The organism is Sphingobium sp. B2 (assembly GCF_007693735.1).
Lineage (GTDB): Bacteria > Pseudomonadota > Alphaproteobacteria > Sphingomonadales > Sphingomonadaceae > Sphingobium > Sphingobium xenophagum.
The window spans coordinates 3,056,792-3,071,917 of sequence record NZ_VDBZ01000001.1; the positions used below are offsets into that span (position 1 = coordinate 3,056,792).

10 protein-coding genes are annotated in these 15,126 nt (G+C 60.5%); 7 read left to right on the forward strand and 3 right to left on the reverse strand.

All coding sequences use genetic code 11. From position 1 onward, the window contains the following. Nucleotides 1–113: 113 nt before the first annotated feature. The 3 genes from FE851_RS14995 (at nucleotide 114) to FE851_RS15005 (ending at nucleotide 2,489) form a co-directional block, all read left to right on the forward strand. Complete coding sequence (locus FE851_RS14995) at nucleotides 114–1,280, forward strand: nucleotide sugar dehydrogenase (RefSeq protein ID WP_145203627.1); 1,167 nt, start codon at nucleotides 114–116, stop codon at nucleotides 1,278–1,280. A gap of 202 nt (nucleotides 1,281–1,482) precedes the next feature. Beyond that, the gene (locus tag FE851_RS15000) at nucleotides 1,483–1,626 is read left to right on the forward strand and encodes a hypothetical protein (protein ID WP_186378827.1); all 144 of its coding nucleotides are present in this window, start codon (nucleotides 1,483–1,485) and stop codon (nucleotides 1,624–1,626) included. Between the two features lie 92 nt (nucleotides 1,627–1,718). Further along, the gene (locus tag FE851_RS15005) at nucleotides 1,719–2,489 is read left to right on the forward strand and encodes a class I mannose-6-phosphate isomerase (RefSeq protein ID WP_145204467.1); all 771 of its coding nucleotides are present in this window, start codon (nucleotides 1,719–1,721) and stop codon (nucleotides 2,487–2,489) included. 158 nt (nucleotides 2,490–2,647) lie between these two features. On the opposite strand, the gene FE851_RS15010 is transcribed toward FE851_RS15005, so the two are convergent. The 3 genes from FE851_RS15010 to FE851_RS15020 form a co-directional block, all read right to left on the reverse strand. Further along, the gene (locus FE851_RS15010) at nucleotides 2,648–3,733 is read right to left on the reverse strand and encodes a non-reducing end alpha-L-arabinofuranosidase family hydrolase (protein ID WP_261370948.1); all 1,086 of its coding nucleotides are present in this window, start codon (nucleotides 3,731–3,733) and stop codon (nucleotides 2,648–2,650) included. Nucleotides 3,734–3,791: 58 nt separating this feature from the next. Beyond that, on the reverse strand, nucleotides 3,792–6,161 hold the full coding sequence (locus tag FE851_RS15015) for a glycoside hydrolase family 127 protein (protein WP_145203630.1): 2,370 nt from the start codon (nucleotides 6,159–6,161) through the stop codon (nucleotides 3,792–3,794). A 233-nt stretch (nucleotides 6,162–6,394) separates the two neighbouring features. Beyond that, entirely contained in the window at nucleotides 6,395–9,295 is a 2,901-nt protein-coding gene (locus tag FE851_RS15020) for a TIM-barrel domain-containing protein (RefSeq protein ID WP_145203633.1), read from the reverse strand. Nucleotides 9,296–9,943: 648 nt separating this feature from the next. Between FE851_RS15020 and FE851_RS15025 the strand changes: the two genes are divergently transcribed. Genes FE851_RS15025 through FE851_RS15040 form a run of 4 tightly spaced genes read left to right on the forward strand, consistent with a single transcriptional unit; the run spans nucleotide 9,944 to nucleotide 14,695 of the window. Further along, nucleotides 9,944–10,627, forward strand: a complete 684-nt coding sequence (locus FE851_RS15025; protein ID WP_145203636.1) for a transposase — start codon at nucleotides 9,944–9,946, stop codon at nucleotides 10,625–10,627. 2 nt (nucleotides 10,628–10,629) lie between these two features. Then, on the forward strand, nucleotides 10,630–11,580 hold the full coding sequence (locus FE851_RS15030) for an alpha/beta hydrolase (RefSeq protein WP_145203639.1): 951 nt from the start codon (nucleotides 10,630–10,632) through the stop codon (nucleotides 11,578–11,580). A 32-nt stretch (nucleotides 11,581–11,612) separates the two neighbouring features. After that, nucleotides 11,613–12,635 (forward strand): sugar-binding domain-containing protein, encoded by a 1,023-nt coding sequence (locus tag FE851_RS15035; protein ID WP_261370949.1) that lies wholly within the window; start codon nucleotides 11,613–11,615, stop codon nucleotides 12,633–12,635. Further along, complete coding sequence (locus FE851_RS15040; protein WP_261370950.1) at nucleotides 12,626–14,695, forward strand: glycoside hydrolase family 2 TIM barrel-domain containing protein; 2,070 nt, start codon at nucleotides 12,626–12,628, stop codon at nucleotides 14,693–14,695. The genes FE851_RS15035 and FE851_RS15040 overlap by 10 nt, the downstream gene beginning before the upstream one ends. Nucleotides 14,696–15,126: the final 431 nt, after the last annotated feature.

Here is a 15,126-nt window from a genome sequence, read left to right on the forward strand (position 1 = left end):
AGTAACGCTTGCGTATTTTTTTTGATGTAAAATGCCTATGCAGGACATGAATCATTATTTGGGTGACGACGTAGGTTTCACCGGGTTTGAGCAATGCGAGGAAGCGACGACAGATGAAAATCGCGGTTTTTGGGCTTGGATATGTGGGTCTCTCCAATGCAGTGTTGCTGGCGCAGCATAATGAGGTGGTCGCCGTCGATATCACGCCTGAACGGGTCGACATGCTCAATGCGCGCAAGTCGCCGATCATCGACGCTGAACTCGAAGAATTCCTTGCCACTCGTCCGCTCAACCTTACCGCGACGCTTGATCCGCAGGAGGCTCTGGACGGCGCCGATTATGTGATCGTCGCTACGCCCACCAATTATGATGTGAGCAGCGACAAATTCGATACATCCTCGGTCGAAGCCGTGATCGAGACAGCCAAGGTCGGCAGCCCCGCTGCCACGGTCGTCATAAAATCGACGATCCCGGTCGGTTTCGTCGAAGATGTGCGCAAGCGCCTGGCGACCGAACAAGTCATCTTCAGCCCGGAATTCCTGCGTGAAGGCCGGGCGTTGCATGATAATCTTCATCCCTCGCGCATTATCGTGGGCGAACGGTCAGAACGGGCGCGCATCTTTGCCGATATGCTGTTGCAGGGCGCGGAAAAAACCGACGTCGAAATCCTGTTCACTGATCCCCGCGAGGCTGAGGCGATCAAGCTGTTCGCCAACACCTATCTTGCCATGCGCGTCGCCTTCTTCAACGAACTGGACAGCTATGCCATCGCGCACGGCATGGATTCGCGCCAGATCATTCAGGGCGTTGGCCTCGATCCGCGCATAGGGTCGCACTATAACAATCCCAGCTTCGGTTATGGCGGCTATTGCCTGCCCAAGGATACCAAGCAGTTGCTCGCCAATTATTCCGAAGTGCCGCAGAATCTGATCCGCGCGATCGTTGACGCCAACCGCACCCGCAAAGATTTCCTGGCCGACCAGATCATCGCCAAGGGGCCGAGGAAAGTCGGTGTTTTCCGTCTCGTCATGAAGGCGGGTTCGGACAATTTCCGCCAGTCTTCGATCCAGGGCATCATGAAGCGGATCAAGGCAAAGGGTATCGAAGTGGTGATTTTCGAACCCGCGATGGCAGACGATCAATTTTTCGGCTCAAAGGTGGTACGCGATCTGGCTGCCTTCAAGGAAGATTGCGACATCATCATTGCCAACCGCATGACGCCGGACGTTGCCGATGTGGCGGACAAGATCTTCACCCGGGACCTGTTCGGATCGGATTGATCCTCCGCCCGACGATTGCATCACACCGTCTGAGATGATGCACGACCGGCCGCTGGACCTGTCGTGCACCATGCCGTTTGGGTGAGAAATGACGACGCCCTCTGCCCAACGGGTTTAATCCCGTCATTTGTTGATAGCGAAACGGGCATCTCCTATTGTCGCACCATGTTGGAAATCGGGACTAAAGCCCGACAGGATATTGATGCTGAAGCTTCGCACACATTATGTCGAAAAGCCGTGGGGTCGGACGGACCTCCCTTCCATTATCTCAGCGACCGAAGGCTGGCAGATCGGGGAAGCGTGGTTTGAAGGTCCAGATCTGTCTCTTATACACAGATGTGTATAAGAGACAGCGCATATGGCGCAAGGTCTGTCTCTTATACACAGATGTGTATAAGAGACAGCGCATATGGCGCAAGGTCTGTCTCTTATACACAGATGTGTATAAGAGACAGCCCTTCCATTTTCTCAGCGACCGAAGGCCGGCAGATCGGGGAAGTGTGGTTTGAAGGTCCAGATGGACAGGATTTGCCGCTACTGGTGAAATATATCTTTACCAGTGAAAGGCTGTCGATCCAGGTTCACCCCAATGATGCGCAGGCCATGGCCAAGGGCTTGCGTCGGGGGAAGGAGGAAATCTGGTATATATTGGATTGCGAGCCGGGTGCAGTATTGGGGATCGGTTTGATCCGCCCCATGACGACCGAGGCGTTTCGCGCGGCCGCGACGGATGGATCGATCGAACAGCTTATCGACTGGAAGCCGGTGAAACCGGGCGATTGCTATTTCATTCCTGCAGGGACGGTTCATGCGATCGGGGCAGGCATTACCTTGGTTGAAATTCAGCAAAATGCAGACATCACCTACCGGCTTTATGATTATGGCAGGCCGCGTGCGTTGCATCTTGAGGATGGTGCTGCCGTGAGCCACCTTGCGCCATATGCGCGCGACCTAATCGAAGCGCCGTTAGGCACTGAACGCCAAATTATCGCCGATACTAAGGCGCCGTTCACGCTCGACCTGGTGCATTGGCACGGCGAAAAGTCGGCAAGCCTGCCCGATAGCAAGCAGATGTGGTTCACGCCGCTAAGCGGGGCAGGGACGGTCAATGGGGAGGTATGGGCGAAGGGCGATTGCCTGCTGCTGACTGGCGACTGCACAATCGACGTCACCACGCCTGCCTCGATCCTGCTGGCGACCCCGCGATAGAGGCGCTGTGCCAGGCGACGTGATTGACCTGCCAATATTGTCGATCGCATGGAGCCTCTAATTGAGGCTCCATGCGTCCCAAGACGATGTGACGATGTTATTACGCTCCGAACCCTATCCTGCTACAATCTCTTACGGCAGGCGCGGTGAGGTGCAGGTTATTTAGGGCACATTCTGCTTATCGGATTGGGACCCTTGGCAGTGATCACGCCGAGCCTGTAGGGCAACTGGATATATTCATATGTCTTGCCCTTCTCCATATCGAGCCCCTGGTAGAGAAACTGGAGAGGCTTGCAGGGATCGATCGCCATGGTCTGATCGCTCGTCGAGCGGATCATTTCACCGTGGGAAACGCCTTCTGACCAGACCCGGCCCTTGAAGCGCACATTGTCGGCACTGGCGAATATATTCATCGGGTCCGGGGTTAGCGGCTTCCATTCGCCGGCCAGACTGTCGCTGGTCCACGCGCGGAAATAGCGGCCCTTGGGACCAATTGCTTCGATCAGCGTCAGATAGTTGTTCGTGCCGGCGATCTTATAGGTATTGCTGGCTTCGAATATATCTTCCTTCCTGCCTTCCATGACGCGGGTGGTGTTGTGGAATCCCTTGGGAAATTCCGCCAGCGATGTTTCGGCGCGGTAGAAGCTGCCATTGTCGTTCGTGAAGAAGAGATAGCAGTTCTGGTCGTCGCAGATCGTCCAGAAATCAAGCCATCCCGGCTTGCCGTTCGGCTGCTTCACGATTTCGGGCACTGTATCGTAAAAGGGCTTGGGCGCGCTCCACGAAGTGGGGTCGCTGATGTCGCTGCTGGTCGAATAGAGCGGATCCCCACCCTGATAGACCAGGTACCACAGCTTTTGTGGCGCGAAGTAGAAGACCTGCGGCGCGGCGCGATAGCCCGGCCCCATCGGTGCCTTTTCCAGCCCGACGATTGGCGCTTTCGGTGCGTCTTTCCAGTCTGCGAACGAGGTATAGGAGACCCCCCAGCCATTGCTCGTCGCTGTTGTCAGAAAGACATGATATTTGCCGCCATGATAGACGATCGACGGGTCTTTCACGCCGTGAAAGCCCGGCGCGCCATCCGCCGGGGGCGTAATCAGCGGAAGAGAGGATTCCCAGCGAAACCCGGCCGGTTGCGAAGAACCGGCCCATGCGCTTGCCGATGCTATTGCGCCCAGTGCGGCAATGGCTGTCAGGATCGATCCGGAATAACGCCTGTTTCTCAATGTCCTAAATCCTCTCATGATGGTTTCCGGCTTTGCGGCCCAACGCTTGGCAATCGCTTCAGACCGCCGTGGCATGTCAGGTTGATGGCGCTTTCCCGCCGGCAACGGTCCTGCATTCATAGACGGTCACCCACTGGTCGCTGCTCGCCTCGAAACGGACGGTGATGTCGCGGCCGCTCAGCAGATGATCGGGCAGGGAATAGCTGACGATGTTTCGCTGAACGGTCGGCTGCCCGGCCAGCCTCTCCCTGACGAGCGGTTCGCCGTTGACTAGGATGGCGAAGTCTCTGTGGCGATCCGGCCCGGCATAGACCACGCGCAGTTCGACCGGCCCAGGCCGGATCGCCAGCTTGAACTGGAAAAAGCCTTTCATGACGACGCGGCCGCGCTCGGCGAGATGCTCGACCGTCCCTGTGTTGGGCGTGCCGGAAAAGGCGTGGTCGCGCTCTGGCTGCATTTCCCCTAAGCGGATCGTGTCGATGGTTCGCGCCAGCGCTTCGGCCTGCTCTCGCGCGTTCGCCAGATAGCCGGCCTCCGCCGTCGTCCATTGCGTCGGGGTGAAGTGGCGGAAATAGACGGCAGTGCGGTTGTCGTGCTGATTGAAAAAGGGCTTGAGCATCAACTCTTCCGGCCTGCTCTGGCCGCCAAGCGCAAATACGGGCTCCCCGCCGACCTGGCGCACACCGTCTTTGGCGCTACCGGAAACGACCACGGGATCGAAATATTGATCGCGGGGCTTGTCGGACGGGCCAAGGTCGGCGGCAAGGACCATCGGCCCGTAGAGATAGGCCAGGATGCGGTCGTCGTCGGGCATTGTTTGATGATGAAGGCTCATTGGCAGCGTCAGGTCGATGACATCGCCCGCTGCCAATTGGTCCAGCATCAGATAGCGGTTCGCGATCTTCGCCCGCGCGGGCTTGCCATTGATCCTGATCCGGGGCGCTGCGCACCAGAGCGGCACGCGCAGGCCCAGGTCGACGGCGGCATTCGCTTTGACCAGACGGATGCGCACCCTGTCCTTGAAGGGGAAGCCCGTGTCCATTTCGATCTGGACGCCCTTTTCCGTCCAGTCGAGCGAGGAAGGGTAGTAAAGGTTGACCAGCACCCTGTCGTCCCGATGCCACCAGATGCTGTCGCCATGCTTGGAATGGCTTTCCATGCCGGAGCCGACACAGCACCAGAAGGAATTGTCGGGCGTGGAACGGACGCGACCGAAACCGGACGCAAGCGGGGTGAAATAGCTGTACATCCCCGTCGCAGGATGCTGCTGCGACATGATGTGATTGAGATGGGCGCGCTCGTAAAAGTCGAAATAGCGCGCATCCCCGGTCCAGCCGTAAAGATGACGGCTGAGCTTGAGCATATTGTAGCTGTTGCAGGCCTCGCAGGTTTGCTGGCCCAATCGTCCCGCAAGTTTGCGCGGCTCCCCGAAATGTTCATAGTTGGAATTGCCGCCGATCACATAGCTGTGGTCGCGCGTCACCGTGTCCCAGAAGAACATGGCCGCCCCCGCGCTGTCATGGCGATGCTGTTCCGATGGCGCGACTTCGTACAGGCGTGCCAGGCCGATCAGCTTGGGAATTTGGGTATTGGCATGCTTTCCGTTCAGTTCGTCGCGCCCTTGCGCCAGCGGATCGAGCACCGCGCGATGGCGGAGGCGTTCCGCAATCTTCAGCCAGCGCGCGTTGCCAGTGCGCGCATAAAGTTCGGCATAGCTTTCATTGATACCGCCATGTTCGGCGACCAGTATCTGCTGAACCTGATCATCGCTCAGCCCTTCGATAATAGTGCCGAGATAGTCGGCGAGGCCAATCGCGACATCAAGTGCGACACTGTCCTGGCAATGCAGATAGGAGTCGAGCGCGCCCGCAAAGACCTTGTGATAGGTGTAGATGGGCACCCAGCCATCATTAAGCCCGAACCCGGATGTGCGAATGTCTCCGCGTCGAAGCTCTTCGAACACAGCCTTGCCGTCCACCGTCTTGCCATCGCGATCGACCGTGGTTGCCCCGGCATAGCCGTCGCCATGTCCCGCCTGCACCGCCGCCAGTTCGCCCGAGATGGCGAGAGAACGGTCGCGAAAGCGGCTGTCGCCCGTCTGTGCAAAGACGAGGCTGAGCGCGGATTGATAATGGCCCAGGCTGTGTCCGGCGATTCCCTGCGCTTCCCAGCCGCCATATTTCGCACCCTTGGGCGCGATACCGGCGAACAGATGGAAATTATGGAGCAAACGGTCTGGATCGAGCGAGAGCAGATAACGTTTGTTGGCTTCGACCGAATCAAGAAAAATGGATGGCCTCAGGCGGACCTGCGACAGGGGAAAGGGCTTGGCGGGCCCGTTGGCCGCAGCCAACTGGCCAACCTCCTCCGCCGCCAGTCCGGCGCTGGCCATGGTGGTCAGGCCGGTCATCCCTGCAAGGACCCCGCGCCGCGAAAAGCTGCTCATCCAAATCCTCTGCCATGCATTGTCGAGATCATGCCGAGTCTATCTGCGCGAGGGTGGTCTGTAAATACTCAGACAAAATCTTTGAACATGAAATTGCGCTATTGCGACAGCGTGAGCCGACTAGTGCCATTTTCTGCCAGTTTTACCCCGTGGACCACGCCATCGTAGCGCAAGCCGAGTTCGCCCCCATCTCCTTCATTGCTGAATGGGCGCCTGGATCTGTGCGGTTGCCCTCAATGGCCGAACCGCAACGTCATCGCGTGCCCGTCATAGGTGACGCTGCGGTCAGCGCGGGCGGGGGCTATGGCCGTCGCATTGGCAGGATCGACGATGACGATATTAAGTTGTCGCCGCCGGATCATGCCCGGAAAGCTGCCTTGCCGTGCGCCGATGGACAGCGTCCGCTTCGCATCGTTCCAGTGCAAATCGTAACGGGCGGACTGACCATGCTCATAGGCGTAGGTCTCATTATCGTCTTCATAGATGGTGAAGCGGCCGTCTGCGCCGGGATAGACCCGTATTTCCAGCGGAGCGTCCGGCTTTTCGGTCGCATATTGCACGATCGGCCCCATCGGGATGATCGACCCGGCGCGGACGTACAAGGGAATGACGTCCAACGGTGCGTCGCGCGTTACCCTTTGCCCGCCCGCCTGGCGCTGGTTCGTCCAGAAATCATACCAGTCGCTGCCCTTGGGCAGGTAGGTGGTCATCGACAGGTCTTGCGCCGGCTTGGTCGCCGCCATGGTCCGCAGCTCGCCCGGCGTGCGCCATGCCAGCCGCAGCGATCGACCGCCCCCGCCCTGATAATAGTCGATGCGGATGGGGACGCGCTGCCCCTTGCGCAGCACGCGGTTCACGCCAGCATAGCGATTGGGCCCGTCGTTCCAGTCATCCAAGACCTTTTTGCCGTCCAGAAACAGGCGATAGCCATCATCGCCCGACAGGCCGATTTCATATTCGCCGTCCTCTGGCGCGACCAACTCCCCTTCCCAACGCGCCGAAAAGTCGGTCAGGGCGGTAAGTCCGGCGGGCATTTCCGCAAGCGGCGGTCCCGGCCAGATATGGTCGACCCGCTCGTCGACCTGCCCGGTCCCCCTGGGCGCGTCGAAGTTGCGACCCTGGAAATATTGCAGGTTCAAACCCTGTTTGCCGTCCCCGGTGCGCAGATAGGCCGCGGGGATCGTCGGGGGTGGTGGCGGCTGGATATGATAGATGGCCCGCGTGACGGGGTGGACCAGCAGCGACGATCCGAACATGAAACTGTCGTTGATGTCGTAGGTTGCCGGGTCGTTCGCAAAGTCCATCGGCAACGGTCGCATCAGCGTATAGCCATCCGACGTCACTCTGGCGCTTAGGCTGTATATATAGGGTAGCAGGCGGTAGCGCAGATGGACGGTGTCCAGCAGCGACTTGTACATCGCCGGGTCCATATCCTTGAAGATATAGGGTTCCCGCTCGATGCTGGTGCCGTGCACGCGCATCAACGGATTGAAGGCGCCATATTGGAACCAGCGCGCGAACAGTTCGCGGTAGGCCGGGTTCTTTTCGCCGCCGGGGAAATCATCGACGAAAAAGCCGCCAATATCCTGCGTCCAATAAGGGTTGCCGGTAACGGTGACGTTGACGCCGCCCGCGACCTGCTTCCTGAGCGTATCCCAGCTTGCCTTTGTATCGCCGGACCAGGATGCCGCCGCCGTCCGCTGTGCGCCCGCCCAGGCGGATCGCGTCAGCGTCAGTACGCGCTTGTCACTTGTCGCGCGTTGGCCGTCATAGGTGCCCTGCGTCGTCAGCAGCGTATATGGGTTCAGGTATCGCGAAAAATCGCCCATGGCGTTGCGGCCCAGCGCCTTGGTATCGACGACGTTGGAGTGGGGGTCCCACATGGCGGAGCTTGTCTCCACTTCCGTTCCGTCCATCCACAGGGCGTCGACGCCCTTGTCGAGCAGGCCCGATTTGATGTGCTTGAAATAGATTTCGCGTCCCTTGGCGCTGTAGGCGTCATAGACGCGCGCCTTCTTCGAAATCCAGTGCAGCGGGGCGAAGCGCAGGCCATATTGGTCCAACTCCTTCGCCAGCGCCGTGTCATTGCCCACTGACGGCCAGATCGAGATCATGAATTTCATGTGGAGATCGTGGATCGCCCGCGTCATCCCTTCGGGGTCCGGATAGCGTTCCGGGTTCCAGATCATGCCCGACCAGGTGCCATCCTTGTCGCTGCCCCAATATTGCCAATCCTGCACGATGTAATCGAGCGGGAAGCCTTCCTTGCGAAAAGTGCGGGCGACCTCGACCAGGCGGTCTTGCGTCGGGTAGCGCTCCTTGCTCATGAACAGGCCGAACGCCTGTTTGGGATACATGGGCGCCTGACCCGTCAGCCGGCGATAGGCGCCGACCACATCGTCCATGCTGTCGCCCGCCATCAGATAATAGTCGACGCCGCCCGGCGCGTCCTCGGCCCACAAGCGCGCGCCCTGCGCATTGTCGGTAAAGCGCATTTGCGAATAGGTGTCCCATAGGACGCCATAGCCTTCGGTCGACAGCATGACGGGGATGATGATGCCGATATTGGTCTGGACGAGCAGCAGATCCTTGCCGCGCCGGTTCACCTCTGCATCGTCGGTAAAGCCGAAGCCGTAGATGCCCTCGCCGGGTTTCAAGGTGAAGCGATTCTCGACCTCATAGGTCGGTGAGTCAGCGACGGTGCGTGCGGTGATGGACTGCGGCGCGCCGGCTTTTTCGCGCGTCAGCAGCCGGCCCTTTGCGTCGAAGAAGCTGATCGCCCCGTCGCGCTTGTCGATCGCCACCCGCACCTTGTCGCCAGTCAGGCTCAGCGTTGCGTCCGTTTCCGCCACGGCAAAGCGGACTGGCTGGGGCGCTTGGGTGACGACCAGGCTTGGCTGGCCCCAGTGTGACTGGCCAAGGCCTGCATTCACGCGCACGACGTCCGGCCCGTAGAAAAGGACCGTCTTGACCGTTCCGTTCAGTTGAAACTGAACGCCGTTGCGCAACTGGACGAAATGGAAGGCGGGCGAGGACGCAATCGCGACATTGGCGATCTCGCCGGTCGCGGTAAGCCCGCTATGGACCTCTTCGGCCGCTGCTGGCAGCGCAAGCGCTAGACCAACAATCGCCACAGACAAGCGTAACCGATACCGCATCCTGACCCTCAAATTGTATGAGTAGTTTTTCCGGCTATGTCATGACTGAGACGTCAGTTCAAGGTGAGAGCAAAAACCGCAGGGCCGAGGGCAACACGCTGTTGAGCGACGGTTGAATAATGGAGACATAGGCATTCAAGGGATCTTAATTGACGCATATTAGCCATACGCCTGTGGGGAGCGGGTTGCCACATCCCGCTGATATGGCGCGTGCAATCATCGACCCGGTATGAGACCAAATGCATGCCAACCGGTCGGCTTTCATATTGACGAACTTGCCATCCAGTTATACTCATACAAATATATTCGCCCGTAAATGTGATGGGCGCTGGATCGGACGGGCGCGGTCATCACCGTTAGCCACCCGACAGAGAGGATAGTATGACGATCACCCGACGTATGGTGATAGGTGCCGGTGCGGCTCTGGCGACGGTGCCCGTACGGGCGTTGGCGCAGTCGGCACCGTTAGCGTCCGCGCTCGTGGTGTAATTTCCGGTGTAGATTGAGGTTGTCGCATGGGGTGGGGCATGCCCCACCCCATGCGATTTCGATCTCGGTGGCCACCGGGCTCATCGGTAAGGTGGAGTTACCACACTTCACACGCCCACCGAGGAGTTGATCCCGATGACCGACGACAGACTACCGCTTGCTGAACTGATGGCGAAGACCGGAGATGGAGATTTCCTGCGCACGATCGCCGAGAGCGTGCTGCAGATCATTATGGAGGCCGATGTCGACGGTCTCGTTGGCGCTGGCCGGCACGAACGCTCCGGCGAGCGCACGACCTGGCGCAATGGCTACCGTGACCGCAGCCTTGATACCCGGCTCGGCACGCTTAACCTGAAGATCCCCAAGTTGAGGACCGGCGCCTACTTTCCCGGCTTTCTGGAGCCCAGGAAGACCGTCGAGAAGGCGTTGGTCGCGGTCATCCAGGAGGCATGGATCGCCGGCGTCAGCACNCAGGTCGCTGATCAGTTGCGCGCCCGCTGGCCAAAGCTGGGCGCGTGCATGGACGATGCCGAGCATGACGTCCTCGCATACATGACCTTCCCCGAGCAGCACCGGGTCAAACTCCACAGCACCAATCCGCTGGAAAGGCTGAACAAGGAAGTGAAGCGCCGCGCCGACGTCGTCGGCATCTTCCCCAACGAGGACAGCATCATCCGCCTCGTCGGCGCCGTCCTCCTTGAGCAGAACGACGAATACCAGCTCCAGCACCGCTACATGCAAATCGAGGGCATGGCCGCCCTTACCACACCAACAATCGAGGAGGTTCAGCCGCTACAGATTACACCCAAGGCCGCCTGAAAATGCAGCCCGCTGGCCACACCCGAATTTACACCACATTGACGGACGCGACCTCGGCACCCGCCGACGAAGTGATCGACCTGTGGCCCGCTTCCCCACCCAGTGCATCCGGAAACAAGATCGCCCGCAAGGTTGAGGATCAATCGCGTGATCCCGCCAAACCTGACCGCTGGATCAGCGGGATCGATCGGCCCTTCCTGGTCGTGCGCCGCCCGAAACATCCCAACGGTACTGCGATGCTGGTCGTTCCAGGCGGAAGCTACTGGTTCTTGTCCTACGACAATGAAGGGGTCAGCCAGGCCGACTGGCTCAATGCGCAAGGGGTGACCGCGTTCATCCTGATGTATCGTCTGCCGGGCGAAGGCTGGCGGCAGCGGGAAAATGTGCCCTTGCAGGACGCGCAGCGGGCCATCCGCCTGATCCGGTCGCGGGCGCAGCAGTTCGGCATCATGCCGGAGCGCGTGGGGGTGCTTGGTTTTTCGGCTGGCGGTCATCTGGCAGGATCGCTCGCCACATGCCATGCCGAGCCCGTCTATGCTCCGGTCGATGCCGCCGATGGCCTTTCGGCGCGGCCCGATGTTGCCGGCCTCATCTACCCGGTGATCAGCGTCGATGCGCCGTTCACGCATGAAGGGTCGCGCGCGGCCCTGCTTGGTCAGAACCCGACGGAAGCGTCCCGCAAGGCGCGATCGGTCGAACTGCGGGTCACGGATGACACGTCACCGGTCTTCCTGATGCATGCCGCCGACGATGGAGCGGTGCCGGTAGCCAACAGCATCGCCCTGTTTCAGGCGATGCAAGCCAAGGCACGGCCAGTCGCGCTGCATGTCTTCGAACATGGCGGGCACGGATTCGGCGTGCGTTTACCGGCAAGCGAACCCGCGTCCATATGGCCCACATTATTTGCGGCCTTCGCCGCCCGGCACGGCATTTTCCCGCCACAGCAGCTTTGATCCTTCGCCGTGCCAGACAGGAAATAACAGGTTTGAGAGGAAAGTCCGTGTCGGGCAGCCAGTCGCCGATTGTCCTCAAACGCAGGGAATTCATGGTGGCTGCGGGATCGGTCGCCGCGATGGCTCCTGTGGCGGGAGTCGAGGCGGCCAGTGTCAGGACCGGTCCGCATCCGGGCCTGCCGATGCCAGCGTCACGAACGGTCCTGCCCCCCCGTCCGGAGCCTGATGAGCCGGGACGCCTGCTGCTGGATCGCGCCTGGCAATTCCATCAGGGCGACATCCCCGCTCCTGAGATCAAAGGCCATGGCTGGAGCTATTCCAACGCCAAGGCAGGGCAGGCGCAAGGCGCGGCGGCAACCAATTTCGACGATTCGGACTGGCCGAATGTCGACCTGCCGCATGATTGGGCGGTGGCTATGCCGTTCGACAGAGACGCCAACCCGTCGCAGGGATACCGTCGACGCGGCTATGCCTGGTATCGGCGCACCCTGCGGCTGGAGCCGGAGGACCGGGGCAAATATATCGAGTTGCAGTTCGCCGCGATCGCGACCAACGCCACGATCTGGTTCAACGGTTCGGTCATCGCGCATAACTGGAGCGGCTATAATTCCCTCTATCTCGACCTGACTCCCACCGCGCGCTTTGGCGATCATCTGAATACCATCGTCGTGCGCGTCGATGCGGAAAAGATGGAAGGCTGGTGGTATGAAGGCGCGGGCATCTATCGCCATGTGTGGCTGGCGAAGCGTCCGCCCGTCTATATCGAGACCGATGGCATTCATGCCGATCCACGGCTGGGGCCGGACGGTCGCTGGAGCGTGCCCGTCACGGCGACGCTGGGCAACATATTGAAGGCAGAGGCAAATGCGACTGTCTCGGTCGAACTGACCGACGCCGGAGGCCGCGTGGTCGCACAGGGAAGCACCGGGGTGACGGTGCCGCCACTGGCCAGGCGGGAAGCCCAGTTTGATCTGGCGGTACCAGATCCCAGGCTCTGGTCCGTCGATGCGCCCAACCTCTACACCTGTCTCTTATACACATCTAGATGTGTATAAGAGACAGGGGAAGCACCGGGGTGACGGTGCCGCCCCTGGCCAGGCGGGAAGCCCATTTTGCTCTGGCGGTACCAGATCCCAAGCTCTGGTCCGCCGATGCGCCCAACCTCTACACGCTGCGCGCCCGTCTGACGCGCGAGGGTCAGCCGGACGACCGGCGCACCCTGCGCATCGGCTTTCGCACCTTCCACTTTGACGCCGACAGGGGCTTTTTCCTCAACGGGGAGCCGCTCAAGATCAAGGGCACTTGCAATCATCAGGATCATGCGGGCGTGGGCGTCGCCGTTCCCGATGCGCTGTGGGAATGGCGGATTGGGCGGCTGAAGGCGATGGGGTCGAACGCGATTCGCTGCTCGCACAACGCGCCGCCGACCGAGCTGCTCGATGCGTGCGACCGGCTGGGGATGCTCGTCATGGACGAGAATCGCAATTTCAACACCAGCCCTGACTATATCGAGCAACTCCGCTGGCTGATCCGGCGCGACCGCAACCGGCCGAGCGTCTTCATCTGGTCGGTGTTCAACGAAGAACCGATGCAGGGCAGCGAAGCGGGCTACGAAATGGTCCGCCGCATGGTCGCCGAGGTGAAGGCGCTGGACGACAGCCGGCCCGTCACGGCGGCAATGAACGCGGGCCTCTATGCGCCGAAAAATGTCAGTCAGGCGGTCGATGTGGTGGGGTTCAACTACCAGCCCGGCGAATATGACCGGTTCCATGCCGCCAATCCGCACCTGCCAATGATCAGTTCGGAGGATACTAGCGCCTTCATGACGCGCGGCGCCTATGAAAGCGACCCGGCGGCGCATATCTTTGCTTCCTATGACGATGTGCAGTCAAGCTGGGGCAACACGCATCGCGAGGCGTGGAAGGCGATCGCCACCCGCCCCTTCGTCGCGGGCGCGTTTGTGTGGACCGGGTTCGACTATCGCGGCGAGCCCTCCCCCTATGAATGGCCGTCGGCGTCGAGTTTCTTCGGGATCATGGATCTGTGCGGCTTTCCCAAGACGGCTTTCCTGCTCCATCGCGCGCAATGGGTGGACGACCAGCCGCTGATCGACATCGTGCCGCACTGGAACTGGCCGGGGCGCGAGGGACAGCCTGTCACGGTAATGGTGCTGACCAATATGGATCGGGTGCGGCTCGTCCTTAACGGCAAGACTATAGGCGAGCAGGACGTCGATCGGTTCGAGATGCCGCGCTGGCAAGTGCCCTATGCGCCGGGGCGGATCGAGGCGATCGGCTATCGCGGCGGGCGGGAGGTCACGCGCGCGGTGGTGGAGACGACAGGTGCGCCCGTGGCATTGCGCGTGACGCCAGACCGGATGCTGATGGCCGGCGACGGCGAGGACGTGCAGCCGATCACGATCGACGCGATCGATGCCAAGGGACGCCACGTCGCCACCGCGAACCTGGCGGTCAGCTTCACGATTTCGGGCGGGGAGATTATCGGGCACGGCAATGGTGATCCCAACAGTCATGAGGCGGAAAAGGGTAAGAGCCGCCGTCTGTTCAACGGGCTGGCGCAGCTGATCGTGCAGACGCAGGCGGGCGCGGGGCCACTGGTGGTGACGGTGAACGCGCCAGGTCTGCGCCCAGCGCGGACTAGCATAGGCCGCCTTCCAGCGACCCCACGCGCTCAGGTTCCGCCGACGGCGTCGGTGCAGGTGATAGAGGGCTGGCGCCAGTCGCCCACTTTCCCCGAAAAGCCTGATCCGAACATGAAGCCTGCCGAAACCGACATGAACAGCTGGCTTTGGCTGGGCGCGGGCGAGCTTCAGGCCGCCCCGGAAGACAAGCGCTGGATCGTGCTGCGCACAAGCTTCACGCCGCGCCGCAGGGTGCAGGCGCGTGGCGGCACGCTGAAATTCGGCGGGATCATCGGTCGCGCGGAAATCTGGCTGGACGGCAGGCAGGTCGCGACCAAACCGGGATATGACGAGGCTGCGCTGGCCATTCCGCTACCACCGGGGAATGGCGAACGGATTGTGACGCTGCTGGTGGAAAATGAAGCCGCCAAGCCGGGGGGGCTGGTCCAGCCGGTCGCGGTCGCCAATCACTGATACCCCCGCTGGCCTGCGCAGCGCGATGTCCCAATTCACTTTGCTCACCCATGTGGCAGGCATCAGCTCCTTCGGAAGAGGGCGACTATGACATCCCGATGATTACCACCGACCATTCGACTCCTCCATAGTTGGATGATAACTCCGACATTACGGCGCAATTTGGACGAACTGGCGCACAAAATGAATTTGTAGCTGGACAGGATTGAACATGGCCAGACGAGTTTGAGTCAGCACCCTGATCCCCGCCAAGGCTTTATGATCCCCTGGTCAAAGCTCTCGACGAAGTATGTGGATCATGCAGCATCCTTTCACGTCATCTCGATCCCTTACCACAGCAAAAAACTGATGCATTTTGCCTGACATTTTGTACGAGAAATAAACACCGAGTCGAGGACGGGCGATTGGCGCGCCGATCCGTGGGACTCCCT